Consider the following 25,114-nt stretch of genomic DNA (forward strand, 5'->3'; position numbering starts at 1 on the left):
CGGTACGGGGGCCGTGTGTCGCGCGGGTTACGTGAGGTGACCCCAGATGGCCAACGGATGACGCGTGCATGACGCCTCGTGTCGGGCGGCTCCGGGCGGGCGTGCGCTTCAATGGAGGGATGAACGCGCGCGCTGCATCCGATCCCGACCGCATCGGCTCCGCGAGCGCCGACCGCCGGAGCGAGCTGCTCGGAATGCTGCGGGCGGACCTCGCCTCCGCGCACTTCACCGTCGCCGCCCTCGAGTCGCTCTGGGGCGCCGAGGCGGCCGCCGCACTGCACCGCGCGCAGCGCGTGCCCGCACGCCGCGTGCTCGACGCCCGACGCGCCGAGCACGCGGCATCCGCCGACCTTGCGAGCCTGGCCGAGCTGTTCGTACTCGGCCTGCCGATCCCGCGCGGCGAACTCGCGCACGCGTTGCCGACGCTCGGCGTCGACGGGGCGATCGAGCTCGGGCTCGTCGGCGAGGTCGACGAGCCGGGCAGGGGAGCCGAGACGTCGGCCACCGGCATCCGGACCCTGCTCGATCTGCGCCCCTACGCCTTCACCGACGCGCGCGGAGCAGGGCACTGGTGGATCATCTCCGACCTCGGCGAGCTCGCGCTCGGGCACGCGCTCGGCGAGCAGCACGTGCTCGGCGTCGGCGGGGCGTCGTCGACGCTGTCGGGCCTCATGCTGCCGGATGCCGCGGCGAGCGTGCTCGACCTCGGCACCGGGTGCGGCGTCCAGGCGATGCACGCCTCCCGCTTCGCCTCCCGCATCGTCGCGACCGACATCTCGGAGCGGGCGCTCGCGATCGCGCGCATGAACATCGAGCTGAACGGCATCGACGGCGTGGAGTTCCGCCTCGGCAGCCTCTTCGAACCGGTCGTCGGCGAGCGGTTCGACCGGGTCGTCTCGAACCCGCCGTTCGTGATCACCCCGCGACGCGACGGCGTGCCGGAGTACGACTACCGCGACGGCGGCATGGTCGGCGACGGCATCGTCGAGGCCGTGGTCACGGGCGTCGCCGAGCACCTCGAGCCGGGCGGCGTCGCGCAGTTGCTCGGCAACTGGGAGTACCGGGGCCGCGACGACGCATTCGACCGGGTCGCCGAGTGGGTGGCGCGCAGCGGGCTCGACCACTGGATCGTCGAGCGCGAGGTGCAGCACGTCACCGAGTACGCCGAGACGTGGATCCGCGACGGCGGGACCCGCCCCGGCCCCGAGTTCGACCGGCTCTACGACGCCTGGCTCGACGACTTCGCCGAGCGCGGCGTGCGCGAGGTGGGCTTCGGATACGTGCTCCTGCGGCAGCCCGCAGCATCCGATGCCCCGCGACTCGCCAGGCTCGAGCGCCTGCACGGGCCGCTCGGCGGCGACGGTGCGGCGCTCGGCTCGCACCTGTCGGAGTGCCTCGCCGCGCACGACGTGCAGGCCCGCCTCGCCGACGCCGAGCTCGCGCGCACCCGCCTCGTCGTCGCACCCGACGTCACCGAGGAGCGCCACCACTGGCCAGGCGACGAGAACCCGACCGCCATGCTGCTGCGCCAGGGCGGCGGGTTCGGGCGCGCGATCACGCTCGACACCGGGCTCGCCGCCCTGATCGGCGCGTGCGACGGCGAGCTCGAGGTCGGCCAGATCGTCGCGGCGATCGCGCACCTGCTCGAGGTCGACGCCGCGGCGCTCGCAGCCGACCTGCTGCCGGCCGTGCGCACGCTCGTCGACGACGGGATGCTGCGCTTCGCCGAGTAGACGCCGGGAGTCACAGGGGAGTGCTCCCCATGCCGCTGCGACCGACCTTCGTGTGATGATGACGACAGCCCGGCCTGAGCGACTCGATCCGCAACCGTGCCTGCGCCGGGGCGGGCGGGGCGTCGCATGCTGGGAGGCATCGCTTGAACATCCTCGTGTCCGGACGACCACGGTCCTGGGCCGTCCTCGGAGCGGTCATCGCGCTCGTGCTCGCGAGCGTCGGCCTCTCCGCTGCGCCGGCCCAGGCCGCCATCCCCAGCGGGACCGGCAGCATCTCGGGCCACATCACGCTGCCCGCCGGTATCGACCCGGCAACGGCCGGCCTCTCGGTCGGCGTGTTCGAAGCCTCCGTCGACAACAGTTCGATGGGCGGGTCGATCTCGCCGACCGGAGACTTCACCGTCCCGGGGCTCGGAGCCGGCACGTACAAGCTCGAGTTCAGGGCATGGAACGAGCCGTCAGTGGTGCCCGGATGGTACGGAGGAGCGGCCGATTTCGCCTCCGCCAAGACCGTGACGCTCGCGGCCGGACAGCAGCTCACCGGCATCGACGCGACGCTCGCGCAGGCCGGCTCGATCTCCGGAACGCTGTCCGCTGTACCCGAGAGCGGGGCGAACGTCATCGCCTGGAAGCTCGACGACACCGGCCAGTGGTCGCAGGCCGGGTACCAGCACGTCCCGACGGACGGACCGTACGAGTTCTCGGGGCTCGCGGCGGGTACCTACACTCTCCAGTTCAACACCGGCACCTACCGCGACCAGTACTGGAAGCTGCAGGGCGACCTCGCCTCCGCGACGCGCATCGAGGTCGCCGGGGGCGCGCTCACCGGGTTCGATGCGGACGTCTCGGCCGGCCTCACGACGCCCAGCCTGAACGTGACCGGATCGCGTCAGGTCGGCTCGGTGCTCCAGGTCACGGGCACCTGGGAGACGCAGCCCGACACGGTCTCGTATCAGTGGCTCGCGAACGGCACGGCGATCGCCGGCGCCACCGCGTCGACGTACACCCCGACCGCAGCCGTGGTCGGCGCCTCCGTCAGCGTCCGGTTCGTCGGTGAGAAGGCCGGGTACGTCTCGGCGACCGACGTCATCCAGGTCGGCACGATCTCGAAGGGGCTCATCACGGCCGGCACGCCGTCGATCACGGGCACCACGGTCACCGGCGCGACCCTGACCGCCGCGCCCGGCACGTGGCCGACCGGGACGACGTTCACCTACCAGTGGACCGCCTCCGGCGCGAACATCGCCGGTGCGACCGGCAAGACGTTCGTCCTCACCTCGGCGCAGCAGGGACGGCTCGTCGCGGTCGTCGTGACCGGCACCCTGGCGGGGTACGAGCCCGCGACCGGACGCAGCGCAGGCATCGGCCCGAGCCAGGCCGACGGCTACACGGCCCCGACGCCGACGGTCTCCGGCACCGCGGCCGTCGCCTCGACGCTCACGGCCGTGACCGGAACCTGGACCTCGGGCACCGTGCTCTCCTACCAGTGGTACGCCTCGGGCACCGCGATCAGCGGTGCCACGGCGTCGACGTTCAAGCTCACGAGCGCGCAGGCCGGGAAGACCATCTCGGTCACCGTCACGGGCAAGCTCGGCGGCAACACGCGTGCCGTCAAGCCGTCGGCTGCGACCGCGAAGGTCGCCACCGCGACCACCCCGACCGTCGCCGGAACGGCGGCCGTCGGATCGACGCTCACCGCGACTCCCGGCGCATGGACGGCCGGCAGTGCGCTCACCTACCAGTGGTACGCCTCGGGCGCCGCGATCAGCGGCGCCACGGCGTCGACGTTCAAGCTCACCAGCGCGCAGGCCGGCACGGCCATCACGGTCGGGGTGAAGGGCACGCTGTCGGGCTACGCCACGGTGACGAAGACCTCGGCGGCGACGGCGAAGGTCGCAACGGTCGCGACGCCCACGATCTCGGGAACCGCCGAGGTCGCCTCCACGCTGACGGCCAAGACCGGCACGTGGACGACCGGCACGACGTTCACGTACCAGTGGTACGCGTCGGCCACGGCGATCCCGGGTGCGACGGCGTCGACGTTCAAGCTCACGAGCGCGCAGGAGGGCACGACGATCACGGTCGCCGTGAAGGGCGCGCTGTCGGGTTACCCGACGATCACGAAGACGTCGGCCGCGACCGTGACGGTCGCGACGGCCGCGACGCCGACGATCTCCGGCACGCTCGCCGTCGGATCCACGCTGACGGCGTCGACCGGCACGTGGACGACGGGCACGGCCCTGACGTACCAGTGGTACGAGTCGGGCACCGCGATCAGTGGGGCGACGGCCTCCACGCTCAAGCTCACGAGCGCGCAGGCCGGCAAGGCGATCACGGTCGCGGTGACGGGCACGCTGTCGGGCTACCCGACGATCACGAAGACGTCGGCTGCGACGGCGAAGGTCGCGACGACCGCGACGCCGTGGATCTCGGAGTGGATCGCAGTCGGGTCGACGTTGAAGGCGAACACCGGCACGTGGACGACCGGCACGACGTTCACGTACCAGTGGTACGTGAACGGTGCGGCGGTCTCGGGTGCGACCTCGTCGACGTTCCCGCTCACGACTGCGCACGCCGGCAAGACGATCACCCTCGCAGTGAAGGGCACCCTGTCGGGGTACTCGACGATCACGAAGACGTCGGACGTGACGCCGAAGGTCGCGACGGTCGCGACCCCGACGATCTCGGGCACGGCGAAGGTCGGCTCGACGCTCACGGCCAAGTCCGGAACCTGGACGGCCGGTACGACGATCACGTACCAGTGGTACGCGGCGGGCACCGCGATCCCGGGTGCGACCGCGTCGACCTACACGCTCGCGACGGCGCAGAAGGGCAAGTCGGTCTCCGTCCTGGTCACGGGCACGCTGAGCGGCTACCAGACGATCGTGAAGGGTTCGTCGGGCACCGTGCCCGTCGGCTGATCGCCGGATCCACCGGTCGAGGGCCGGTCTCCCGAACTCGGGGAGGCCGGCCCCCTCGCTGTCCGGCGGCAGGCCGCGCCACGCGCCGCGCCTGCGTCGGGCGCGGCCGCAACCCAGCGGCGCGGCGGTATTCTCGTCTGCGCACGACGAAAGCGAGCCCATGCCCGACAGTCCGCTCTCCGCCTCACCGTACGAGGTGCTCGGCGTCCGCGCCGACGCGAACGCCGACGAACTCCGACGCGCCTACCGCCGCGCGCTGCGGCACGCGCATCCCGACACGGGCGGCTCCACCACGCAGTTCGACGCCGTGCAACGCGCCTGGACGCTCGTCGGCACGCCCACGGCCCGGGCCGCGTTCGACCGCAACGGGCGCGCCGATGCGGCCGCCGAGCCCACGCGGGCGACCTGGGCTCCGGCGCCGCCGCGCCCGCCCCGCGACTCGCGCCCGCTCGCGCGTTCCTACGGGCACCCCGGCGGACTCACCAGGCAGCGCTACCTCGACGGCATCCGCGAGTGGGTCGGGCTGGGCGACGAGATCCCCGACCCGTACGATCCCACGCTCGTGCGCCGCGCGCCGCGCGAGATCCGGCACCTGCTCGCCGACGCGCTCGCCGAGGAGGCCACGGCGCGTTCGCTCTCGACGCTCGGCATCGCCTTCACGGTCTGGCACGACCTGGCGACGGATGCCGCGGGGCCGGGGCTGCCGCCCAAGCTCGACCATCTCGTGCTCGGCCCGACGGGCCTGTTCGCGATCCAGTCCGAGGACTGGGGCGGGCCGGTACGCTTCCGCCGGGGCGAGCTCATCGGCGAGGCGCTGGCCGGAGAGCGTCCGATCCGGGCGCTCGCCGCGCGCGCGAAGGCGATCGGCCGCGCCGCGAAGGTCAAGCCCACCGGACTCGTCGTCGTGGTGCCCGACGAGTTCGCCGACGAGCCGTTGCAGGTCGGCGGCACGAACCGCGGCGCGGTGGTCGTGCTGGCACGGGCGTCGCGGCTCGCGAGCGCGATCCGCGAGGGCATCCCCGGTTCCCCGTTCATCGGCGGCGCCGATGTCATGGAGGTGCGCACGCGCCTGCAGCAGAGCGTGCGGTTCGCCTAGGCCCGACGCGAGCGCCGAGACCCCCGCCGGTTCGCGCTGGCCGCGGGCACGGTGTTGGATTGACCCATGCCCCTGATCGACCGCGACGCCCACATCGAAGACCTCTCCGCGTTCATCCGCGAATCGCCCTCGTCGTACCACGCGGCCGCCGCGGTCGCCGATCGCCTCGTCGCCGCCGGATTCGAGCGGCTCGACGAGCGCGACGAGTGGCCGACTGGCCCCGGTCGACGCGTGGTCGTGCGCGACGGCGCGGTCATCGCGTGGGTGCAGCCCGAGGCCGCGACGGCCACGAGCGCCTACCGCATCATCGGCGCCCACACCGATTCGCCGTCGTTCAAGCTGAAGCCCGGCGCTTCGACGAGCTCCGAGGGCGTGCTGCAGGCCGGCGTCGAGATCTACGGGGGGCCGCTGCTGAACTCGTGGCTCGACCGCGAGCTCGAGCTCGCGGGCCGGCTCGTGACGGCCGACGGCAGCGAGCACCTCGTGCGCACCGGCCCGCTGCTGCGCATCCCGCAGCTCGCGATCCACCTCGACCGCGAGGTCAACAAGGGCCTGACGCTCGACCGGCAGCGCCACGTGCAGCCGATCTGGGGTGCGGGCGCCGAGGGCGACGTGCTCGCGCACCTCGCGGGCATCGCGGGCCTGCACGTCGACGAGATCGCCGGGCATGACGTGCTCGTCGCCGATACCGCCGCGCCCGCCCGGTTCGGCCTCGACGACGTGTTCTTCGCCGCGGGGCGTCAGGACAACCTGACCTCGGTGCACGCCGGACTCGTCGCGCTCCTCGCGGCCGGCGACGCCGTGGCTTCCGACCAGGTCAGCGTGCTCGCCGCCTTCGACCACGAGGAGCTCGGCTCGGAGTCCCGTTCGGGCGCGAGCGGCCCGTTCCTCGTCGACGTGCTCGCGCGCATCGCGGGTGGCCTCGGCGCCGACGAGCACGAGCGCCGCCGCGCGTTCGCCGACTCGTGGCTGCTGTCGTCGGATGCCGGGCACGCCGTGCACCCCAACTACCCCGACCGCCACGATCCCGTGAACCGCCCGCACCTCGGCGACGGTCCGCTGCTCAAGCTCAACGCCAACCAGAAGTACGCGACCGATGCGCACGGCTCCGCCCTGTTCGCCCGGGCCTGCGAGCAGGCGGGCGTGCCGTTCCAGCCGTTCGTGTCGAACAACGCGATCCCGTGCGGCTCGACCATCGGGCCGCTGAGCGCGACGCGCCTCGGCATCCGCACCGTCGACGTCGGCACGCCGTTGCTGTCGATGCACTCGGCGCGCGAGCTCTCGCACGTCGACGACCTCGCCGCCCTCGCGGCAGCCGCCACGGCGTTCCTCACGCCCGCTTGAGCCGAGTGGCCGGATGTCGCGGGTCGGCGTCCGGATATCGCGAGCGCGCCGCGCGGCAGGGGTGGCAGCATCGAGTCATGACGCAACATACGGCCACCGCAGCATCCCTCTTCGAGCACGTCGCCTCGCCCGTCGACGCGATCGCGCACTTCCGCGGCCGCCTCGGATTCGAGGCCGACGTCTCCGACGTGCAGGCTGCACTCGCGGGCGGGGAGCCGTTCGTGCTCATCGACACGCGCAGCGACGCCGCCTGGGCGCAGGGGCACGTGCCCGGGGCCGTGCACCTGCCGCGACGGGACATCGGCCTGCGCGCGGCATCCGTCGTGCCGGTCGGCACGCCCGTGGTCGTGTACTGCTGGGGGCCCGGATGCAACGGGGCGACCAGGTCGGCGCTCGAGTTCGCGACGCTCGGCTACCCCGTGAAGGAGATGATCGGCGGATTCGAGTACTGGGTGCGCGAGGGCTTCGCGTTCGACACCGCCGAGGGCCTCGCGCAGCGCCTGCCCGACGGACTCACGAACGTCGCGCCGGCCGGACTCACGGGGGCGGATGCCGCAGCGGGGGCGCCGGCATCCGTCACCGTGATCGACACGGGCATCACCTGCGCCTGCTGACGCGGCGCATCAAGACCTGAGCGGGCAGCCCGCGGCTCGGGACGGCCGGGGCCGCCCGCTCAGCACTCGACGACGTTGACGGCGAGCCCGCCGAGGCTGGTCTCCTTGTACTTCGACTTCATGTCGAGGCCGGTCTGGCGCATGGTCTCGATGACCGTGTCGAGCGAGACGAGGTGCGTGCCGTCGCCGTGCAGCGCGAGGCGCGCCGCCGAGACGGCGGTCGACGACGCGATCGCGTTGCGCTCGATGCACGGCACCTGCACGAGCCCGCCGACGGGGTCGCACGTGAGGCCGAGGTGATGCTCGATCGCGATCTCGGCCGCGTTCTCGACCTGTCGGGGCGTGCCGCCGAGCACCGCGCAGAGGGCGCCGGCGGCCATCGCGCACGCCGAGCCGACCTCGGCCTGGCATCCGCCCTCCGCGCCCGAGATCGAGGCGTTGCGCTTGACGAGCGAGGCGATCGCCGCGGCGGTGAGCAGGAAGCGACGGATACCCGCGGCATCCGCCCCCGGCACGAAGCGCAGGTAGTAGTGGCCGACCGAGGGGATGATGCCGGCCGCGCCGTTCGTGGGCGCCGTGACGACCCGCCCGCCCGACGCGTTCTCTTCGTTCACAGCGAGCGCGAACGCGTGCAGCCACTCGGTCGACGTGTCGCGTGCGCCCGGATGCCCGGTCTCGTCGCGCTCGTACGCCTCGAGGCGGCGGCGCACGTCGGGCGCGCGGCGCTTCACCTTGAGGCCGCCGGGCAGCGTGCCCTCGGTCGCGAGCCCGTGCTCGACGCACACGGCCATCGCGGCCCAGATCGCGTCGAGGCCGGCATCGATGCCCGCCTCGCCGTGCAGGGCGACCTCGTTCGAGCGCACGATGTCGCACATCGACACCCCGTGCCGCTCGCAGAGCTCGAGCAGCTCGGCCGCGTTCGAGTAGGGGAGCGGGTAGCGCACGACCTCGGACTCCTGCGGTGCGTCGCCGTCGCGGCGGATGAACCCGCCGCCGACCGAGTAGTACGTCTCCTCGAGCAGGGGCAACGGGTCGTCGGCGCGCCACGCCTGCAGCGTCATCGCGTTCGGGTGCCCGGGCAGACGCGTGCGCGGTGCGAACGCGACGTCTTCGGTCGTCATGGTGATCGGATGCCGCCCCGCCACGCTCACCTCGGCGCCCTCGCCGAGCCGGCTCCACGCGTTGCGCACCTCGTCGGGATCGCAGTCGTCGGGGCGGAGCCCGCGAAGGCCCGCGACCACGGCGTCGGGCGTGCCGTGCCCGAGCCCGGTCGCGCCGAGCGAGCCGTAGAGCGTGCAGGTGATGCGCGCGACGTGGTCGAGCGCCCCATCGTCGGCGAGCCGATCGACGAACGCCCTGGCCGCCCGCATGGGGCCGACGGTGTGCGAACTCGAGGGGCCGATCCCGATCGAGAAGAGATCGAGGGCTGAGACGAACGCTGTCACACGTCAAGGGTACGCCGCAGACCGTGCACGCATCCGCTGTGTTCGTGCACGGATCTTGCGTGGACGAGCCGATCGTCGCGGAACCCGGGCGTCTGAGGGACACTCGTCGTTACGTCGGACTTCTGCTGAGATCTGTGCGAAAGATGAGCGGCCTTGGCACAGGTATCGTCCGTCATCCGTTGACATTGCTCGGATGGTCGCAATAGGCTCGGGAGCGTAGATATGTCGCGTACGGCAACATATTCGACCGATCCGCCGGACGCGGCGAACGGTCCAGCTCGAAGCACGGTCCACTCGAAGGGGAGAACGACCTATGAAGCAACACGTCCAACGGGCGATCACCGGGCTCTGCGCCGTCGGGGTCACGCTCGGCCTCGGCATCGCCGCGGCCCCCGCGAACGCCGCAGACGACGAGTACCACGTGCTCGTCGTGGGGGAGACCCTCGGATTCCGCCACTCGCACATCGACGACACCACCCGCGCGATCATCGAGCTCGGGCAGGAGCACGGCTTCGGCGTCGACGTCTGGGACCCGCCCCAAGGCAGCTCGCCCGGCCAGCCGGCGCTCACGCTCGCGAGCTCGCCGTTCACCACCGCGGCCGACCTGTCGAAGTACGCGACGATCATCTTCGCGTCGCCCGTCGACGCCACGAACAACCTCGACCCCAACCGCCCGCGCCTGCTGAACGACACCGAGCTGGCCGCGTTCCAGGGCTACATCCGCGGCGGCGGCGGGTACGTCGGACTCCACGCCGCGACCGACTCGATGCACACCGTGCCGTGGTACAGCGAGCTCACCGGCGGCAGCGCCCGGTTCCGCAACCACCCCGCCCAGCAGACGGCCACCATGCGCGTCGAGAGCCCGGGGCATCCGTCGACGACCATGCTGCCCGCCGAATGGGTGCGCTTCGACGAGTGGTACAACTTCACGGCCAACCCGCGCGAAGACGTCCACGTGCTCATCACGCTCGACGAGTCGACGTACAACCCGGGCAACGGTGCGATGGGCGCCGACCACCCGCTCGCGTGGTGCCAGAACTTCGAAGGCGGCCGCTCCTGGTACGAGGGCGCCGGACACACCGACGCCTCGTGGACCGACCCGCTCTTCCTCAGCCACGTGCTGGGCGGCATCGAGTGGACCGCAGGCAAGGTGACCGGCGGCGGCGACTGCGTGACGTTCGGCGAGGTCGACGGGATCCTCACGGACCTCGCCGGCGAGTCGAAGAAGAACCGGAAGCTCGCGGGCGACGTCACCGCGTACCTCGAGACCGCCGAGGCCGCGGCCGACGCGGGCGATCACGATGGCGCGATCCACGTGCTGAAGCAGGCCAAGGGCAAGGCGCACGGCATCCAGGACGCCGTGCTCGTCGCCAAGATCGCCGACCTCATCGAGTGGCAGGAGGCGCTCGCGGCCTGACGCGCGCACAGGCAGCGATTCCGATCGGACGGGCTCCGCCGCGGCGGGGCCCGTCCGTGCTGCGGTCGGCCGACGGCGCCTGACGCCGGCCAGCGGCATCCGCCCCTCACACCGTGTCGACGGCGGTGTCAGCGCCGTGCAAGCGCCGTGCAAGCGCTCGCGCGGAGCATGGTCGTCATGACCACATTCACTTCACACGACGCCACCGCCTCGGGCGGCTGGGCCGTCGAGGCCGATGGTCTCGTGAAGACCTTCGGATCCAACCGCGCCGTCGACGGCGTGGACCTGCGCGTCGCGACCGGCACCGTCTACGGCGTGCTCGGCCCGAACGGCGCCGGCAAGACCACCACCATCTCGATGCTCGCGACCCTGCTGCGCCCCGACGGCGGCAGCGCCCGCATCTTCGGGCACGACGTGCAGCGCGAGAGCCAGGTCGTGCGCCAGCTCATCGGCGTCACCGGCCAGTACGCCTCGGTCGACGAGACTCTCTCGGCCACCGAGAACCTCTACCTCTTCTCACGGCTGCACGGCCTGGGCGGTGCGGCCGCGCGACGCAAGTCGTCGGAGCTCCTCGAGGAGTTCGGCCTGACCGACGCCGCCAAGCGCCCGCTGAAGAACTTCTCCGGCGGCATGCGCCGCCGTCTCGACCTCGCCGCGAGCCTCATCGCGCAGCCGCCGCTCATCTTCCTCGACGAGCCGACCACGGGCCTCGACCCGCGCACCCGCATCCAGATGTGGGAGACGATCCGCCGCCTGGTGTCGTCGGGCTCGACCGTGCTGCTCACGACGCAGTACCTCGACGAGGCCGACCAGCTGGCCGACCGCATCGCGGTCATCGACCGCGGCCGGGTCGTCGCCGAGGGCACCGCCAACGAGCTCAAGGCCTCGGTCGGCGAGTCGACCCTCGAGCTGCGGCTCGCGAACCTCGGCGATGCCGACGACGTGCGCGTCGCGATCCAGCGGGTACTCGGCGTGACCGCCTCCGTCTCGCCGGAGGCCGGCCGCATCACCGCCCCCATGAACAACCCCGACCTCGTCACCGAACTGCTCGTGACCCTCCGCGACGAGGGCATCCACCTCGCCGAGATGAGCGTGCAGAAGCCCACGCTCGACGAGGTCTTCCTCACCCTCACCGGACACGGCGTCGAGACCGACGACGCCGGAGCCGAAGCATCCGCCGAGCTCGAAGGGAGCCGCGCATGACCACCACCGCCCCAGCCCCGAAGGCGACGACCGCGTCGCCGATCACCCCCGGCGTGCAGCGCACGCTGAAGAACCGCGTCTCGATCCCCGAGACCCTCTCGCACACGTTCACGATGGCGTACCGCGGGCTGCTCAAGATCCGGCGCACGCCCGAGCAGCTGTTCGACGTGACGCTGCAGCCGATCATCTTCACCCTGATGTTCACGTACATCTTCGGCGGCGCGATCGCCGGCGACGTGCAGAGCTACCTGCCGATCATCATCCCCGGCATCCTCGTGCAGACGGTCATCACGACCTCGGTCGTGACCGGAACGCAGCTCCGCGAGGACATGGACAAGGGCGTGTTCGACCGGTTCCGCTCGCTGCCCATCGCCCGCATCGCCCCGTTGTCGGGGGCACTGCTCGCCGACACCGTGCGCTACCTCATCGCGACGACGCTCACGATCACGATGGGCTTCATCATGGGGCTGCGGCCCGAGGGCGGCCCGGGCGGCGTCGTCGGCGGCGCCGTGCTCGTCATCGCGTGCTCGTGGGCGATCAGCTGGATCTTCGCCTTCTTCGGCGTGATCGCGCGCACCGCCTCGAGCGTGCAGGGCATCTCGATGCTCGTGCTGTTCCCGCTGACGTTCCTCTCGAACGCCTTCGTGCCGGCCGACACCATGCCCGACTGGCTGCAGTGGTTCGTCAACATCAACCCGGTGTCGCACCTCGTCACCGCGGTGCGCGACTTGTTCGACTCGGGCACGTTCGGCGGTGACGCCTGGCTCTCGCTGCTGGGTGCGGCGGTCATCGTCGCGGTCTTCGCACCGCTCACGGTGAAGGCGTACATGCGCAAGGCGTGATGCAGCCGTCGGGTCTCGAGACGGGCTGCGCCCTACTCGACCGGCGGGAACGGAACGGGCTCCGCGATCAGCGCGCGAGCCCGTTCCGTGCGTTCGGCATTCGAGAGCACGGATGCCGCGGCGCGCGCCGCGGCGAGACGGTCGGCCCCCGCGTGCTCGGCGATGACCGCCGCGATGTTCTCGAGTCGCAGCGCCGGCAGGTCCTGACGCGAGTGCAGCACCTCGGCCAGCGCGAACGTCTCGACCGCGCGATCGCGGAGCGACGGATGCCGCACGGCCCACGCGCCCCACGCGGCCGACGCCGTGCCGAGCACCGGCCGGTCGGTGAAGACGCCGCCCCGAGCGCGGAGCGCGGCGACCGTGCGCCGCCGCATCCGCTCCGCCCAGTCGGCGATGCGGGCCTCGGGCCAGCCGGACTGCACGCCGCCCGCGACGAGCGTGGCGAGCATGATCTGGAACCACGGCGACGAGCGCTGGCGCGGCTGCGTGAACTCCTCGAGCACGCGAGGTGCGCGCGCCAGTGCGGCGTCGACGTCGCCGCGAAGCCGGTCGATCTCGACGAGGCCGAGTTGGGCCGTCATCGCCTGGGGGATGCCGTCGCTCGTGACGCGGTCGTCGGCGGCCTGCACGAGCAGGCGCTGCTCGGCCTCGTCGAGGCGACCGGCCGAGATGAGGTGGCTCGTGATCATCCAGTCGATCTGCAGGAGGTCCTGGGTGGCCTCGAGCCGGACCATGCCCGCGCGAGCCTCCGTCGCCCACTCGAGGGCCTCGGTCGATGCGCCGCGCTGACCGGCGAGCTCGGCGAGCATGAGGGCGGACATCGCCGTCGCCCAGGCGTCGCCGACGCGCTCGGCCAGCTCGTGCGTGCGCAGCGCGTGCTCGGCCGCCAGGTCGGGTTCGCCCTCGTTCTCGGTGAACTGCGACTGCAGGATGTTGGCGAGCAGGGCGGTCTCGGGGTCGTCGGCGTCGGCCATGCCGGCGATCAGGCCCCCCGCCAACTCGAGATCGGGCAGGGCGAGCAGGAAGCGCGAGATCGCGTCGATCCACGGCGAGACCGGATGCCCGAGCGCCGCCACGCGACGCAGCCGTGCGAGGGCGCGCAGTCCGCTCGGCGTCTCCGCGGCGAAGTTGGTGCCGGCGATGAGGATGAGCCCGAGGGCCGTCGGCTCGGCGTCCTCGGCCGTCGTGGCGGCGCCCCGAGTCGCCTCGAGCACAGCCTCGCTCAGGCCGAGGATCTCGGTGTGGGCGCTCCGCACCGTCCAGAAGTAGCCGAGCGCGGCGAACACCGAGAAGATCGTGGGCGCGTCGCGGCGATCGAGGGCCGTGCGGAGGACGGCGACGAGGTTGTCCTGCTCGATCGCGATCGCGGCGAACGTGCGCAGCTGTTCCGGTCCGCGCACGTGCGCCAGCGATCGGCGCGCGAAGCCGGACGCCCAGGCGGCCATCGCGACCGAGACCGCATCGCGCTCGTCGGCGTCGAGGCGCAGCTGTCCGAACTCGCGCACCGTTTCGAGCATGCGGAACCGCGGCTGCCCGAGCGCGTCGTCGGCGACCGAGAGCAGGGACTGGGCGATGAGGCCGTCGAGCACCCAGACGGCGTCGGGCGTGCCGAGCACCGCATCGGCGGCCTCGGTCGCGAAGCCGTCGACGAACCAGGCGAGCCGCGGCAGCGCCGACTGCTCGGCGGGCGTGAGCAGCGCCCAGCTCCACTCGATGACGGCGGCGAGCGTGCGCTGGCGCTCGGGTGCCGATCGGTCGCCGCTCGCCAGCAGGGTGAACCGGTCGGCGAGTCGCGCCTCGATCTGCTCGACGCTCATCGAGCGCACGCGCGCCGCCGCGAGCTCGATCGCGAGCGGCAGCCCGTCGAGGCGGTCGCACAGTCGTTCGACGACGTCGAAGGGGAGGGATGCCGCGGGGCGCGCCGATCTCGCACGCTCGAGGAACAGCCGTGCGGCCGGGCCGGGCTCGGCGTCGCGCCCGACGGCGGCCAGTGCGGCGAGCGGATACACCTGCTCGGCGCCGATCGCGAGCGGACTGCGGCTCGTCGCGAGCACGCGCAGCGACGGCACGGCCGCGAGCAGCTCGGCGGTCCACGCGGCGACCCCCTCGACGATCTGCTCGCAGTTGTCGAGCACGAGCAGGGTCGGGCGTTCGGCGAGCTGCTCGATGATGCGCGTCCGCGCATCGCGCCGGGTGATCGCGGCCTCGCCGAGGCGCTGGCCCGCGCTCGTCTCGCGGACGCCGAGCACGGAACCCAGGGCGAGCGCCAGGTCATCGCCGGTGCGCACGCTCGCGAGTTCGACGACGACGACCGACGGCGCCTCGGACCGGAGCGCGAGCTCCTGCGCGAGCCGGGTCTTGCCGAGCCCGCCCGGGCCGAGGACCGTCACCAGCCGATGGCCCGTCATGGCGTGCTCGACGGCCGCGAGGTCGTCGTCACGGCCGATGAGCGTGTTCGGGGCGGCACGCAGTCCGATGCGGCGCCGCGGAGCCGGCGGTGCGGACGGCGTCCCGGCTGAAGCCGCACCGGCAGCCGGCTCGTCGCGGAGCAGGTCGGCATTCAGCTTCACCAGCTCCGCCGACGGCGAGACGCCGAGCTCGTCGGCGAGCCGTGCGCGGAAGGCGGCGAACGTCGCGATCGCATCCGCGCGACGACCGGATGCGGCCAGGGCCCGCAGCTGGGCCGCGACGAGTTGCTCGTTGAGCGGGTGCATGACCTGCAGGACGCCGAGGTCGTCGGCCGCTCCCGCGTGGTCGCCGTTCGCCGCGCGCACGCGCGCCCGTCGTTCGAGCAGCGCGGATCGCGCCGCCGCCGCGCGCTCCGCGAGGGCGTCGGCGACGGGCGCGTCGCCGAGGTCGGTGCCCGGCTCGCCGCGCCAGAGCGCCAGGGCGTGGTCGAGGTCGTCGGGGCCGGCCGTGGCATCCGTCGACAACTCGGTCGCGAGCGCGAGGTCGAGCTGGGTGGTGCCGACGCCGAGCGCGTACCCGCCGGGCACCGAGCGCAGCAACCCGTCGGCGGCGACCGTGCGCAGCCGGCTGACGAGGGTCTGCAGTGCCGCCTTCGCATTGCGCGGCCGGGCGTCGCCCCAGAGCTCGTCGACGATCGCGTCGACGCCCACTCCGCCGCCCGCCTGCAGCGGCAGCACCGCGAGCACGGCGATGAGCGCCTTCGCGAGCGTGCCGGGCGGTTCGACCTGGCCGCCGTCGGCCCCCTCGAACGAGATCGGGCCGAGCACCCGCACGCGGGGCGGCTCGGCGGGGGCGGTGTGCACGGCACGAGCCTACCCGCGCGGCCCGCCACGGGAGCGGTCGCGGAAGCGCTTTCCGGGCCTCCTGCGTGTTCCGCCGATCTGCGACGGCACGTCCGGGCTCGGATCCGACCGCTGTCTAGGCTGGGTGCATGGGGGACGACATGAGGACGCAGGTGAAGGCCGTGCTCGCGCTGGCCGGGGTGCTGGCGCTCGCGGGATGCGCGTTCCCGGGCATGGGAGGCTCGGCAGGCTCGGGGGAGCCGGGCGGGCCGATGCACGGCGGTCGCCAGCAGGTGTCCTGCGCCGACTCCGCGCGCGTCACGCTCGACGGGCAGCGCGTGGACTACGACGTCGTGGGCGACTGCGCCGAGGTGATCGTGCGCGGCGACGATCTCGACGTGCGCCTGGCGGCGGCGACCGAGCTCTCGATCGACGGACGCGACAACGACGTCGAATCGGCTTCCGACCTCGGCGCGGTCACGGTGAAGGGCAACGGCAACGACGTGGAGGCTCGCACGATCGCCTCGATCTCGGTCGCCGGCAACGACAACAGCCTCGAGGCCGACACCGTCGGCTCGGTCGAGATCGCCGGCGACGACAACGACGTCGAGGCCGGCAACGACCCGCAGCCCGTGCGGGTGAGCGGCAACGGCAACACCGTCGAGCGTCGCTGAGCCTCCTGCGGCGCGATCGCGGGGAGGGTCCGGTCGCATTGCACTCCGACGACCCGTCGAAAGGCTGACGCGGGGCGGCGCGCGGCCTGCGAGACTCGAGGAATGACGAACGTCTCGCCCAGCGGGCCCGCATCCGAACGCTCCACCGGTCGCCGCGTCATCCGCATCCTGATCGCGGTGCTCGTCGTGCTCGCGCTGGTCGTGGTGTGCTTCCTCGTCTGGGCGAAGGCCGTCATGCAGGGCGAACGGCCTGCGGCGCTCGAGGCGTGGACCGATGACCGGGTGAGCATCGAGTCGTTCGACGACTCGGTCGTCATGACCCCGATCGATGCGGCATCCGACCGCGGTCTCGTGTTCATCCCGGGGGCCAAGGTCGACCCGTACGCCTACCTGGCGAAGCTGGTCGACGCCGTCGCCGAGACCGGCACGACCGTCGTGATCACGAAACCCACGCTCAACCTGGCGTTCTTCGACACGCGCCCGCTCGACACGTTCACGCGCCACGCGCCCGACGTCGACGAGTGGTTCGTCGGCGGGCACTCGCTCGGCGGCGTGAAGGCCTGCATGATGGCGGCCGACGAGGAGGTCGCGGGTCTGGTCTTCTTCGGGTCGTACTGCTCGAACGACGTCAGCGACAGCGATCTCGCGGTGCTCAGCATCTCGGGCAGCGACGACGGCCTGAGCACCCCCGACAAGATCGAGGGCGCCGCGCACCTGCTGCCCGCCGACGCGACGTTCGTCGAGATCGAGGGCGCGAACCACGCGAGCTTCGGCGACTACGGCGTGCAGCCGGGCGACGGGGTCGCGACGGCCTCCGACGATGAGGTGCGCGACGAGATCACCGACGCGCTGGTCGCGTTCTGGGGCGGTTCGGGGGAGTAGTGCGAGCGGATGCCGCGGCATCCGTTCGCCTTAAGCAACACGGGTTGACAAACTCGAATAAGCAACATAAGTTTGCTTCCATGACCCCTCCGCCGCCGCAATCACCGACGCGACCGTCGCCCGACCCCACGGGCGTCGAGGCCACCGACCTCGCCGCGGTCGTCGCACTGCGCGAGCTCGCCGACCGGCTCGAGGACGCCGCGGTCGAACGCGCCATGCGGGCCGGCTGGAGCTGGACGCAGGTCGCCGAGGCCCTCGGCGTGACCCGCCAGGCCGTGCACAAGAAGCACCTCCGGCGCCTCGAGGTCGCCGGCATCGAACTGAGGAGGCGCTCGAATGCCTGAACTCCTGCACGACGAGCTGGGCGCGACCCTGAAGTCCGTCGTCGTCGGCTCGATCGACGAGGCGACCCGGCGCGGCGCGGCGAAGGTCGAGTCCGAGCACCTGCTGCTCTCCATCGCCGCGAGCGGCGACGTCGCGGCGGCGGTGCTCGCCGAGGCCGGCCTCGACTACGCGGGCATCGAGACGGCGCTGCGCGTCGAGCGCACGAATGCGCTGGCCTCCGCCGGCGTCGAGCCCGTCGCCGACGACCGGCTGTGCGCCACGCGCGACTCCCGCCCGGCCTGGGGGGCGTCGATCCGCGAGGCCCTGGGCCGCGCGAGCTTCCGCGCCAGGCGCGGGCTCCCGCACGCCGTGCGCGAGCGGCTCGCGGTCGCGGACGCGCTGGTGGGCGTGCTCCGCGCCGAGGTCGGCACGGTGCCGCGCGCCCTCGCCTACGCCGGCATCGATCGTGCCGCGCTCGTGACCCGGCTCGAGGCGCTGCGATGACCGAGACCGCCCTCCCCGTGATCTCCGTCGAGGGCCTTCGCATGCGGTACGGCGAGCACGAGGTGCTCCGCGACGTCTCGTTCGACGTGCGGCATGGCGAGGTGCTCGCGCTCCTCGGTCCGAACGGCGCAGGCAAGTCGAGCACGATCGAGATCCTCGAGGGCCTGCGCGGGCGCTCGGCCGGCGTCGTCGAGGTGCTCGGCATCGACCCCGCGCGCGCCGACGACCGCTGGCGCGCGCGGGTGGGCATCGTGCTGCAGTCGTGGCGCGACCATGCCAAGTGGCGCGTGCGCGAGCTCCTCGCCTACCAGGGGTCGCTCTACGCCCCGTTCGCCACCGACCGGATCCCGCGGCCATGGGACGTCGACGCGCTGCTCGCCGCCGTGGGGCTCGGCGAGCAGTCCGCGCGACCGGTCCGCGCCCTCTCGGGCGGCCAGCGCCGACGGCTCGACGTGGCGATCGGCCTCGTCGGACGCCCCGAGCTCGTCTTCTTCGACGAGCCGACGGCCGGCCTCGACCCTGAGGCCAGGCGGGACTTCCACGACCTCGTGCGCCGGGTCGCACAGGACTTCGAGGCGACGGTGCTCATGACCACGCACGACCTCGCGGAGGCCGAGCAGCTCGCCGATCGCATCGTGATCCTCGCCGACGGGCGCATCGTCGCCGACGGCACCGCCGATGAACTGGCGCGGGGGATCGTCGGCGACGACGAGGTGCGCTGGGCGTTCGACGGACGTCCGTTCGCGCGCCACGTGCCCGATGCGACCGCCTTCGTGCGGCAGCTACTGCTGCGGAACGAGCACGGCATCAGCGATCTCGAGGTGCGCCGGGCATCGCTCGAGGACACCTACCTGCGCATCGTGCGGGCCGCCGAATCGCCGGCTGACGGCACCCACGACCACGGCGCTCCCAGGTCCGCCTCGCATGACCGGGTCGGAGCAGCTTCGTGAGCCTCACGAGTACCGCGGCGTCTGCCGGACTCGCCCGCGGACGCGTCGAACTGCGGCAGGCGTTCAGCGGGGCCGAGCTGGTCGGGCAGTGCCTCTGGCCGCTCGTGACCCTCGTCGCGGTCTTCCTCTTGCGCGACGTGCCGATCGGCGACGGAAGCGGCACCGGCGGCGGCGCCACGCTCGACACGTACATCCTCCCCGGCGCGCTCGGGATGTTCGTGGCGCTCGGCATGCTGCTCGTGGTGCAGCAGCTCGCGGCCGATCGCGAGGACGGGTCGCTCCTGCGCGCGAAGGTCACGCCGAACGGCATCCCCGCGTACCTGCTGGGCAAGCTCGTGCAGATCTCGGCGACGATCGTCGCCTATCTCGTGATCGTGCTGGTGCCCGGGTTGTTCTTCGTCGACGGGCTGGCCCTCGACCGGCCGGGTTCCTGGCTGACGTTCGCGTGGGTCGTACTGCTCGGCCTGATCGCCACGCAGGGCGTCGGGGCCGTCGTGGGATCGCTCGTCCCGAGTTCGCGTGCGGCCGGGTACGCGTCACTGCCGATCCTCGGGCTCATCGCGATCTCGGGCGTCTTCGCCCCGATCGCGGCGCTGCCCGCGTGGCTGGCCTGGATCGCCCAGGCCTTCCCCGTCTACTGGCTCGGCCTCGGCATGCGCTCGGCGCTGCTTCCCGACTCGGCCGCCGCGCTCGAGCTCGGCGGCACGTGGCGCCCCGTCGAGACCGCGCTGGTGCTGGGCGCCTGGGCGATCGCCGGCCTCGTGCTCGCCCCGATCGTGCTGCGGCGCATGACCCGCCGCGAGTCGGGTTCGCGCGTCGCCGAGCGCCGAGAGCGCGCCATGCGGCGCATCGGCTGAGCGAGCGGATGCCGCGGCGAACGCGGATACCCCGGCGAACGCGGATGCCCCGGAACCGAGCGGTTCCGGGGCATCCGGTGCGTGCGGGTCGCGACGCGCCTAGCGGATCGTCTTGCGCGCCGTGATCTGTCCGGTGTCGAAGCCGAGCAGGTGCAGGCCGCCGTGGAACCGGGCGTGCTCGACCTTGATGCAGCGGTCCATGACGACCGTGAGGCCCTGCTCCTCGCCGTAGTACGCGGCATCCTGGTTCCAGATGCCGAGCTGCACCCAGACGGTCTTCGCGCCGGCGGCCACGACCTCGTCGATGACCTGCGGGATGTCGCTGCCACGACGGAACACCACGACGATGTCGGGCACCTCGGGCAGGTCCTTGAGGCTCGCGTAGGCGGGCTGGCCGAGGATCTCGGTCTCCATCGGGTTCACGAAGTAGAGGCGGTAGTCGCTCGACTGCTGCAGGTACGTGCCGACGAAGAAGCTCGAACGCTGCGGCTTCGGCGAGGCGCCCACGATCGCGACCGACTTCGCCGCGTTCAGGATGCGCAGGCGCGCCTTGGCGTCGGGTCCGACCCAGGTGCGCTGCGACTTCAGCAGCTTCGCGAGGGGCGAGTCGGCGGGCAGGTCGCACGAGAGGCCGTTGACGAGGCGCACGGTCTCGGTGTCGGATGCCGCGGCATCCGTGGCGGTGGTGCTCGTGGTCTCGGTGTCGAGTGCAGTGCTCATCGTGCTGCTCCAGTCGCGGCCGTGAGGGCCTGGTCGAGGTCGTCGATGATGTCTTCAACGTCTTCGATGCCCACGCTAATCCGCACGACGCCCGGAAGCACGCCCGCGTCGACGAGCTGCTGCTCGGTGAGCTGCGCGTGCGTGGTCGACGCCGGGTGGATGATGAGCGTCTTCGCGTCGCCGATGTTGGCGAGGTGCGAGGCGAGGTTGACGGACTCGATGAGCTTCTGGCCGACGGCGCGGCCGCCCTTGACCTCGAAGCTGAAGACCGAGCCGGGGCCCTTGGGCAGGTACTTCTGCGCACGGTCGTGGTGCGGGTGGTTCGGCAGGCCGGCCCACCAGACGTTCTCGATGCGCGGGTCGGACTCGAGCCACTCGGCGACCGCGCGGGCGTTGTCGATGTGCGCCTGGATGCGGTACGGCAGCGTCTCGACGCCCTGCGCGAGCAGGAACGCCGAGTGCGGGGCGAGGGCCGGGCCGATGTCGCGGAGCTGCTCGGCGCGCAGGCGCGTGAGGAACGCGTACTCGCCGAAGTTGCCCGACCACTCGAGTCCGCCGTAGCTCGGCACGGGCTGCCCGAACAGCGGGAACTTCTCGGAGTGCCAGTGGAAGCGGCCCGACTCGACGACGACGCCGCCGAGGGTCGTGCCGTGCCCGCCGAGGAACTTCGTGGCCGAGTGGGTCACGATGTCGGCGCCCCACTCGATCGGGCGGTTGAGGTAGGGCGTGGCGATGGTCGAGTCGACGATGAAGGGGATGCCGTGCGCGTGCGCGACGTCGGCGAGGCCTTCGAGGTCGGCGATCTCGCCCGACGGGTTCGCGATCGTCTCGACGAAGAGCGCCTTGGTCTTGTCGGTGATCGCGGCCGCGTAGTCGGCCGGGTCGGAGGAGCGCACGAAGGTCGTGTCGATGCCGAAGCGGCGGAGCGTGACATCCAGCTGGGTGATCGAACCGCCGTAGAGGTTCGCCGACGCGACGATGTGGTCGCCCGAGCCCGCGAGGCTCGCGAACGTGATGTACTGCGCCGACAGGCCGGAGGCGGTGGCGACGGCGCCGAGACCGCCCTCGAGGCTCGCGACGCGCTCCTCGAAGCTCGCGACCGTGGGGTTGGCCAGTCGCGAGTAGATGTTGCCGTACTTCTGCAGCGCGAAGCGCGCCGCGGCGTCGGCCGTGTCGTCGAAGACGAACGCACTCGACTGGTAGATCGGCAGGGCGCGGGCGCCCGTCACCTGGTCGGGGATGTTGCCCGCGTGGATGGCGCGGGTCTTGAAGCCGTATTCGCGGTCTGCCATACGGCAACGCTAGTCATGCCGCGCGGGGCCGCCGCCGGCATCCGTAATGCAGAGCAATCAGACCGCGAGGATGTCTCGGATGCCGGCGGCGCGCCGCATGCGACGACGACGCCGGAGATCAGCTGAGCGTGAGGATCAGGTGCGGCAGCGAGACGAGGAAGTCGCCGCTCGCGCCGTCGAACGAGACCGACCCGCTGGTGGCCACGAATTCGGTCAGCACCTCGACCTCGATCAGGATGAACTCGTTCGCGCCGACCGGGAACGCGCTCGCCACGAGGAACTCGTTGAATGCGATCGACGTGGCGTCGTCGTCGCCGAAGAAGTCCCCGGCCGCGCCGACGTCGGCGAGGATCTCGTCGTGCACGATGCCGTTCACGGCCGAGTTCGCCACCGACCAGACCGTCGTGCGCGCCCTGACCGTCGCGCGCGCCTCCGACCCCGAGATGAACCACGCGGCCACGCCGTTCCAGTCGGCGTCCGCCGAGACGTCGGCGTTCACGACCAGGCGGGCGCCCGCGTTCACGACGGCGGGGGTGCTGCGCGGGTTCTGCCAGAGCGTGAAGAAGCTCAGCCGCCCGGTGCCCGTCTCGGTGACCGCGCCCGCGGAGGCGTCGAAGCGGTAGCGCGCCCAGCTGTCGAGCGACCCGATGCTCGAGTCGGCGAGCGACCCGGCACCCGCGAAGGTGCGGATGAAGGTGGGCCGGTCGAGGATCACGTTCTGCGATCCGGGATCGACGGGGAGCACTGGCGTCAGCTCGGCCAGGTGCGCCCCGATGCGCGTGGATGCCTCGACGGCCGCCCGGTGGCCGGCGGCGGCGCGGGTGCGACGCTCGCCGGAGCGATGCTCGGCGAGGGCGTCGAGCGCGTCGGCGTCCGTGCCGCCCTTCGCGAGCACCGAACGGGCGAGCCAGGCGCTCTCGCGATCCGCGTCGGCTCGTTCCCTCGCGTCCTTCGCCGACGCGGCGGTCGGCGGGGCCTTCGCCTCGGCCGTCTGCTCGATGAAGGCCTCGAGCTCCTCGTTCGAGGGCGGATTCGTTGGCGGGTTCGACGGCGTGTACGACGGCGTGCTCGATGACGTGTCCATGGCGACCTCCCCGATGGCCCGTCGTCGTCGACGGCGGTGCGGACGAGGCCGATGCTAGACCTGCGCCGTCGCGGCGTCCATCGTGTCCGGACGCCGGATGTCGCGGGCGCGCGCGCGGCGGTGGCTACGCTGATCCGATGATCCTCGAACATGCGCTGCTGCCCGTCATCCCTGGTCTCGAGCCCGAGTTCGAGGCCGCGTTCGACGAGGCGAGGCACATCATCGCGTCGATGCCCGGATTCGTCGACCTGACGCTCTCACGCGGTGTCGAATCGCCGTCCACGTACCTGCTGCTCGTGAACTGGGAGAGCGTCGAGGCGCACGAGGTCGGCTTCCGCCTGTCGCCCGAGTACCAGCGGTGGCGCTCGCTGCTGCACCGCTTCTACGAGCCGTTCCCCGTGGTGGAGCACTTCGCCGAGGTGCACCGGGCGTGATCCCGGCGGCACCGGCCCGATCCCGGCGGCACCGGGCCTGATCGCGTCTGCACAGGGCTTGAACAGGATGCTTCGCTAGTCTTTCGGGAGCGCCGCCACTGCGGCCTCCGGACGAGGGCACCCAGTACCCGGAACGCGACAAGACTGGCTCAGGAGTTGAGCAGTCATGGCTTGGATCGTCCTCATCGCGTCCGGTGTCCTCGAGGCCGTCTGGGCCACCGCACTCGGCAAGTCCGAGGGCTTCACGAAGCTCTGGCCGTCGGTGATCTTCGGCGTCGCGCTCGTCGCCTCGATGGGCGGCCTCGCGTGGGCCATGCGCGACATCTCGACCGGCACCGCCTATGCCGTGTGGGTCGGCATCGGCGCGGCCCTGACGGTCGTCTGGGCGATGGTCACGGGCGATACGGATGTCTCGTGGGCCAAGCTCGCGCTGCTCGTCGGCCTCGTCGGCTGCGTCGTCGGCCTGAAGTTCGTCGACGGCGGCGCTGGACACTGACCCAAGGCCGACCCGGAGATCGACCCTCCCGCTCAGCCGAGCAGCACCGCGCCGTAGGCGAGCGTCGCGACGAGCGCCCACGACGTGAGCCCGACCACGAGCGCGCGCCACCCCGTGGCGGCGAGGTCGGCGAACCGGATCGACGCGCCGAGCGCGAAGAGCGCCATGGCGAGCAAGGCGGTCTGCAGGGTGTCGGCGCTCGACAGCACGACCTCCGGCAGCGGCAAGAACGTCGCGAGCAGCACGGCGACCAGGAAGCCGACGATGAACAGCGGCACGATCGCCGGTCGCGGGCCGTCGGCGGCGACGTGGCGTCGTCGCTCGACCGCGGCGGTCACGGCGACCATCGGCGCGAGCATCAGCACGCGCGTGAGCTTCACGACCACGGCGATCGCGAGCGCGACGGGTCCGCCGATCTGGGCGGTGGCGACGACCTGGCCGACGTCGTGCACGCCAGCGCCCACCCAATGTCCGAACTGCGCGTTCGAGAGGCCGAGCGGATGCCACAGCGCCGGCAGCACGGCGATGGCGAGCGTGCCGCACAGCGTGACGAGCGCGACCGGCACCGCCTGGTCTTCGGGGCGTGCCCGCACGGTCGAGCCCATCGCCCCGATCGCGGAGGCGCCGCAGATCGCGAAGCCGCTCGCGACGAGCAGGGGCTGATGACCCGGCAGTCCGAGCGCCCGCCCGAGCCCGATGGTGCCCACGAAGGTGAGCACCACGACCGCGACGGTCGTGGCGATGGTCACCCAGCCGAGGTCCGCGATGTCGACGAGGCTGAGCTTCAGCCCGAGCAGCACGATTCCGGCGCGGAGCAGGCTGCGCGAGGCCGTGCGGAGGCCGGGTGCGAGCTGCCCGTCGAGCCATCGCTGCGCCGCGGGCACCTGGCCGACGACGATGCCGATCGCGACCGCGGCGGTGAGCAACGGGAGCGCGGGCACGGCGAGGTGCACGAGCCACGCCGCGACGGCTGCGAGAGCCGCGACGGCGAGTCCCGGCATCCGTTCACGCACGTGCTCAAGGCTATCCGG

General features: G+C 72.3%; 22 protein-coding genes and 1 riboswitch. Of the genes, 16 read left to right on the top strand and 6 right to left on the bottom strand.

Going from position 1 to position 25,114, the window contains the following annotated elements; translation table 11 throughout:
• The first annotated feature begins 194 nt into the window (after positions 1-194).
• The 5 genes from BM342_RS07625 to BM342_RS07645 all read left to right on the top strand — a co-directional run bounded on the left by BM342_RS07625 (position 195) and on the right by BM342_RS07645 (position 7,708).
• The gene (locus tag BM342_RS07625; protein ID WP_255368760.1) at positions 195-1,733 is read left to right on the top strand and encodes a DUF7059 domain-containing protein; all 1,539 of its coding nucleotides are present in this window, start codon (positions 195-197) and stop codon (positions 1,731-1,733) included.
• Between the two features lie 155 nt (positions 1,734-1,888).
• Positions 1,889-4,654, top strand: a complete 2,766-nt coding sequence (locus BM342_RS19850) for a beta strand repeat-containing protein (RefSeq protein WP_177232102.1) — start codon at positions 1,889-1,891, stop codon at positions 4,652-4,654.
• Between the two features lie 160 nt (positions 4,655-4,814).
• On the top strand, positions 4,815-5,750 hold the full coding sequence (locus BM342_RS07635) for a DnaJ domain-containing protein (protein WP_092964809.1): 936 nt from the start codon (positions 4,815-4,817) through the stop codon (positions 5,748-5,750).
• Positions 5,751-5,816: 66 nt separating this feature from the next.
• The gene (locus BM342_RS07640; protein ID WP_092964810.1) at positions 5,817-7,094 is read left to right on the top strand and encodes a M18 family aminopeptidase; all 1,278 of its coding nucleotides are present in this window, start codon (positions 5,817-5,819) and stop codon (positions 7,092-7,094) included.
• A 77-nt stretch (positions 7,095-7,171) separates the two neighbouring features.
• Positions 7,172-7,708 carry a rhodanese-like domain-containing protein gene (locus BM342_RS07645; protein WP_092964811.1) on the top strand — a complete coding sequence of 179 codons (537 nt, stop codon included), beginning with the start codon at positions 7,172-7,174 and terminating at the stop codon, positions 7,706-7,708.
• Between the two features lie 59 nt (positions 7,709-7,767).
• Here the strand turns inward: BM342_RS07645 and BM342_RS07650 are convergent, their stop codons facing one another.
• Positions 7,768-9,153: an L-serine ammonia-lyase gene (locus BM342_RS07650; protein WP_092964812.1), complete on the bottom strand. Its 1,386-nt coding sequence runs from the start codon at positions 9,151-9,153 to the stop codon at positions 7,768-7,770.
• Positions 9,154-9,466: 313 nt separating this feature from the next.
• On the opposite strand from BM342_RS07650, the gene BM342_RS07655 reads away from it, so the two are divergent.
• The 3 genes from BM342_RS07655 to BM342_RS07665 all read left to right on the top strand — a co-directional run bounded on the left by BM342_RS07655 (position 9,467) and on the right by BM342_RS07665 (position 12,615).
• A complete protein-coding gene (locus BM342_RS07655; RefSeq protein ID WP_092964813.1) occupies positions 9,467-10,570 on the top strand; it encodes a ThuA domain-containing protein in 1,104 nt (367 codons plus the stop codon).
• 177 nt (positions 10,571-10,747) lie between these two features.
• A complete protein-coding gene (locus tag BM342_RS07660; RefSeq protein WP_092966670.1) occupies positions 10,748-11,773 on the top strand; it encodes an ATP-binding cassette domain-containing protein in 1,026 nt (341 codons plus the stop codon).
• Entirely contained in the window at positions 11,770-12,615 is an 846-nt protein-coding gene (locus tag BM342_RS07665) for an ABC transporter permease (RefSeq protein WP_092964814.1), read from the top strand. Before BM342_RS07660 ends, BM342_RS07665 begins: the two co-directional genes overlap by 4 nt.
• A 32-nt stretch (positions 12,616-12,647) precedes the next feature.
• Here BM342_RS07665 and BM342_RS07670 read toward each other — a convergent pair whose 3' ends face one another.
• On the bottom strand, positions 12,648-15,887 hold the full coding sequence (locus BM342_RS07670; protein ID WP_092964815.1) for an ATP-binding protein: 3,240 nt from the start codon (positions 15,885-15,887) through the stop codon (positions 12,648-12,650).
• Positions 15,888-16,015: 128 nt separating this feature from the next.
• Here BM342_RS07670 and BM342_RS07675 point away from each other — a divergent pair, with 128 nt between their 5' ends.
• The 6 genes from BM342_RS07675 (at position 16,016) to BM342_RS07700 (ending at position 20,057) form a co-directional block, all read left to right on the top strand.
• Positions 16,016-16,540, top strand: a complete 525-nt coding sequence (locus BM342_RS07675) for a DUF3060 domain-containing protein (protein ID WP_092964816.1) — start codon at positions 16,016-16,018, stop codon at positions 16,538-16,540.
• Positions 16,541-16,642: 102 nt separating this feature from the next.
• Positions 16,643-17,422, top strand: coding sequence for an alpha/beta hydrolase (locus tag BM342_RS07680; protein WP_092964817.1), 780 nt, complete (start codon positions 16,643-16,645; stop codon positions 17,420-17,422).
• Between the two features lie 80 nt (positions 17,423-17,502).
• A complete protein-coding gene (locus BM342_RS07685; protein ID WP_092964818.1) occupies positions 17,503-17,766 on the top strand; it encodes a hypothetical protein in 264 nt (87 codons plus the stop codon).
• Positions 17,759-18,250, top strand: a complete 492-nt coding sequence (locus tag BM342_RS07690) for a Clp protease N-terminal domain-containing protein (protein ID WP_092964819.1) — start codon at positions 17,759-17,761, stop codon at positions 18,248-18,250. Before BM342_RS07685 ends, BM342_RS07690 begins: the two co-directional genes overlap by 8 nt.
• Entirely contained in the window at positions 18,247-19,200 is a 954-nt protein-coding gene (locus BM342_RS07695; RefSeq protein WP_092964820.1) for an ABC transporter ATP-binding protein, read from the top strand. The genes BM342_RS07690 and BM342_RS07695 overlap by 4 nt, the downstream gene beginning before the upstream one ends.
• On the top strand, positions 19,197-20,057 hold the full coding sequence (locus tag BM342_RS07700; RefSeq protein WP_092964821.1) for an ABC transporter permease: 861 nt from the start codon (positions 19,197-19,199) through the stop codon (positions 20,055-20,057). Before BM342_RS07695 ends, BM342_RS07700 begins: the two co-directional genes overlap by 4 nt.
• Before the next feature lie 99 nt (positions 20,058-20,156).
• Here the strand turns inward: BM342_RS07700 and BM342_RS07705 are convergent, their stop codons facing one another.
• The 3 genes from BM342_RS07705 to BM342_RS07715 all read right to left on the bottom strand — a co-directional run bounded on the left by BM342_RS07705 (position 20,157) and on the right by BM342_RS07715 (position 23,153).
• Positions 20,157-20,648, bottom strand: a complete 492-nt coding sequence (locus BM342_RS07705; RefSeq protein WP_369823151.1) for a CoA-binding protein — start codon at positions 20,646-20,648, stop codon at positions 20,157-20,159.
• 125 nt (positions 20,649-20,773) lie between these two features.
• Positions 20,774-22,069: an O-acetylhomoserine aminocarboxypropyltransferase/cysteine synthase family protein gene (locus BM342_RS07710; protein ID WP_092964823.1), complete on the bottom strand. Its 1,296-nt coding sequence runs from the start codon at positions 22,067-22,069 to the stop codon at positions 20,774-20,776.
• Between the two features lie 118 nt (positions 22,070-22,187).
• Positions 22,188-23,153, bottom strand: a complete 966-nt coding sequence (locus BM342_RS07715; RefSeq protein WP_092964824.1) for a hypothetical protein — start codon at positions 23,151-23,153, stop codon at positions 22,188-22,190.
• Positions 23,154-23,290: 137 nt separating this feature from the next.
• On the opposite strand from BM342_RS07715, the gene BM342_RS07720 reads away from it, so the two are divergent.
• Both BM342_RS07720 and BM342_RS07725 read left to right on the top strand, forming a co-directional pair.
• Positions 23,291-23,587: an antibiotic biosynthesis monooxygenase family protein gene (locus BM342_RS07720; RefSeq protein WP_092964825.1), complete on the top strand. Its 297-nt coding sequence runs from the start codon at positions 23,291-23,293 to the stop codon at positions 23,585-23,587.
• An 86-nt stretch (positions 23,588-23,673) separates the two neighbouring features.
• Positions 23,674-23,739, top strand: a riboswitch (guanidine-III (ykkC-III) riboswitch).
• 14 nt (positions 23,740-23,753) lie between these two features.
• Positions 23,754-24,083 (top strand): DMT family transporter, encoded by a 330-nt coding sequence (locus tag BM342_RS07725; protein ID WP_092964826.1) that lies wholly within the window; start codon positions 23,754-23,756, stop codon positions 24,081-24,083.
• 32 nt (positions 24,084-24,115) lie between these two features.
• Here BM342_RS07725 and BM342_RS07730 read toward each other — a convergent pair whose 3' ends face one another.
• Positions 24,116-25,084: a YeiH family protein gene (locus BM342_RS07730; protein ID WP_092964827.1), complete on the bottom strand. Its 969-nt coding sequence runs from the start codon at positions 25,082-25,084 to the stop codon at positions 24,116-24,118.
• Positions 25,085-25,114 lie beyond the last annotated feature (30 nt).

This window comes from Agromyces sp. CF514, from assembly GCF_900113185.1.
Classification (GTDB): domain Bacteria; phylum Actinomycetota; class Actinomycetes; order Actinomycetales; family Microbacteriaceae; genus Agromyces.

Coding starts and splice junctions, on each gene's coding strand:
- BM342_RS07730 (WP_092964827.1), bottom strand. CDS start 25,084: ATGCCGGGACTCGCCGTCGCGGCTCTCGCAGCCGTCGCGGCGTGGCTC.
- BM342_RS07725 (WP_092964826.1), top strand. CDS start 23,754: ATGGCTTGGATCGTCCTCATCGCGTCCGGTGTCCTCGAGGCCGTCTGG.
- BM342_RS07645 (WP_092964811.1), top strand. CDS start 7,172: ATGACGCAACATACGGCCACCGCAGCATCCCTCTTCGAGCACGTCGCC.
- BM342_RS07665 (WP_092964814.1), top strand. CDS start 11,770: ATGACCACCACCGCCCCAGCCCCGAAGGCGACGACCGCGTCGCCGATC.
- BM342_RS07625 (WP_255368760.1), top strand. CDS start 195: ATGCTGCGGGCGGACCTCGCCTCCGCGCACTTCACCGTCGCCGCCCTC.
- BM342_RS07710 (WP_092964823.1), bottom strand. CDS start 22,069: ATGGCAGACCGCGAATACGGCTTCAAGACCCGCGCCATCCACGCGGGC.
- BM342_RS07660 (WP_092966670.1), top strand. CDS start 10,748: ATGACCACATTCACTTCACACGACGCCACCGCCTCGGGCGGCTGGGCC.
- BM342_RS07655 (WP_092964813.1), top strand. CDS start 9,467: ATGAAGCAACACGTCCAACGGGCGATCACCGGGCTCTGCGCCGTCGGG.
- BM342_RS07690 (WP_092964819.1), top strand. CDS start 17,759: ATGCCTGAACTCCTGCACGACGAGCTGGGCGCGACCCTGAAGTCCGTC.
- BM342_RS07715 (WP_092964824.1), bottom strand. CDS start 23,153: ATGGACACGTCATCGAGCACGCCGTCGTACACGCCGTCGAACCCGCCA.
- BM342_RS07720 (WP_092964825.1), top strand. CDS start 23,291: ATGATCCTCGAACATGCGCTGCTGCCCGTCATCCCTGGTCTCGAGCCC.
- BM342_RS07695 (WP_092964820.1), top strand. CDS start 18,247: ATGACCGAGACCGCCCTCCCCGTGATCTCCGTCGAGGGCCTTCGCATG.
- BM342_RS07680 (WP_092964817.1), top strand. CDS start 16,643: ATGACGAACGTCTCGCCCAGCGGGCCCGCATCCGAACGCTCCACCGGT.
- BM342_RS07640 (WP_092964810.1), top strand. CDS start 5,817: ATGCCCCTGATCGACCGCGACGCCCACATCGAAGACCTCTCCGCGTTC.
- BM342_RS07675 (WP_092964816.1), top strand. CDS start 16,016: ATGGGGGACGACATGAGGACGCAGGTGAAGGCCGTGCTCGCGCTGGCC.
- BM342_RS07685 (WP_092964818.1), top strand. CDS start 17,503: ATGACCCCTCCGCCGCCGCAATCACCGACGCGACCGTCGCCCGACCCC.
- BM342_RS07635 (WP_092964809.1), top strand. CDS start 4,815: ATGCCCGACAGTCCGCTCTCCGCCTCACCGTACGAGGTGCTCGGCGTC.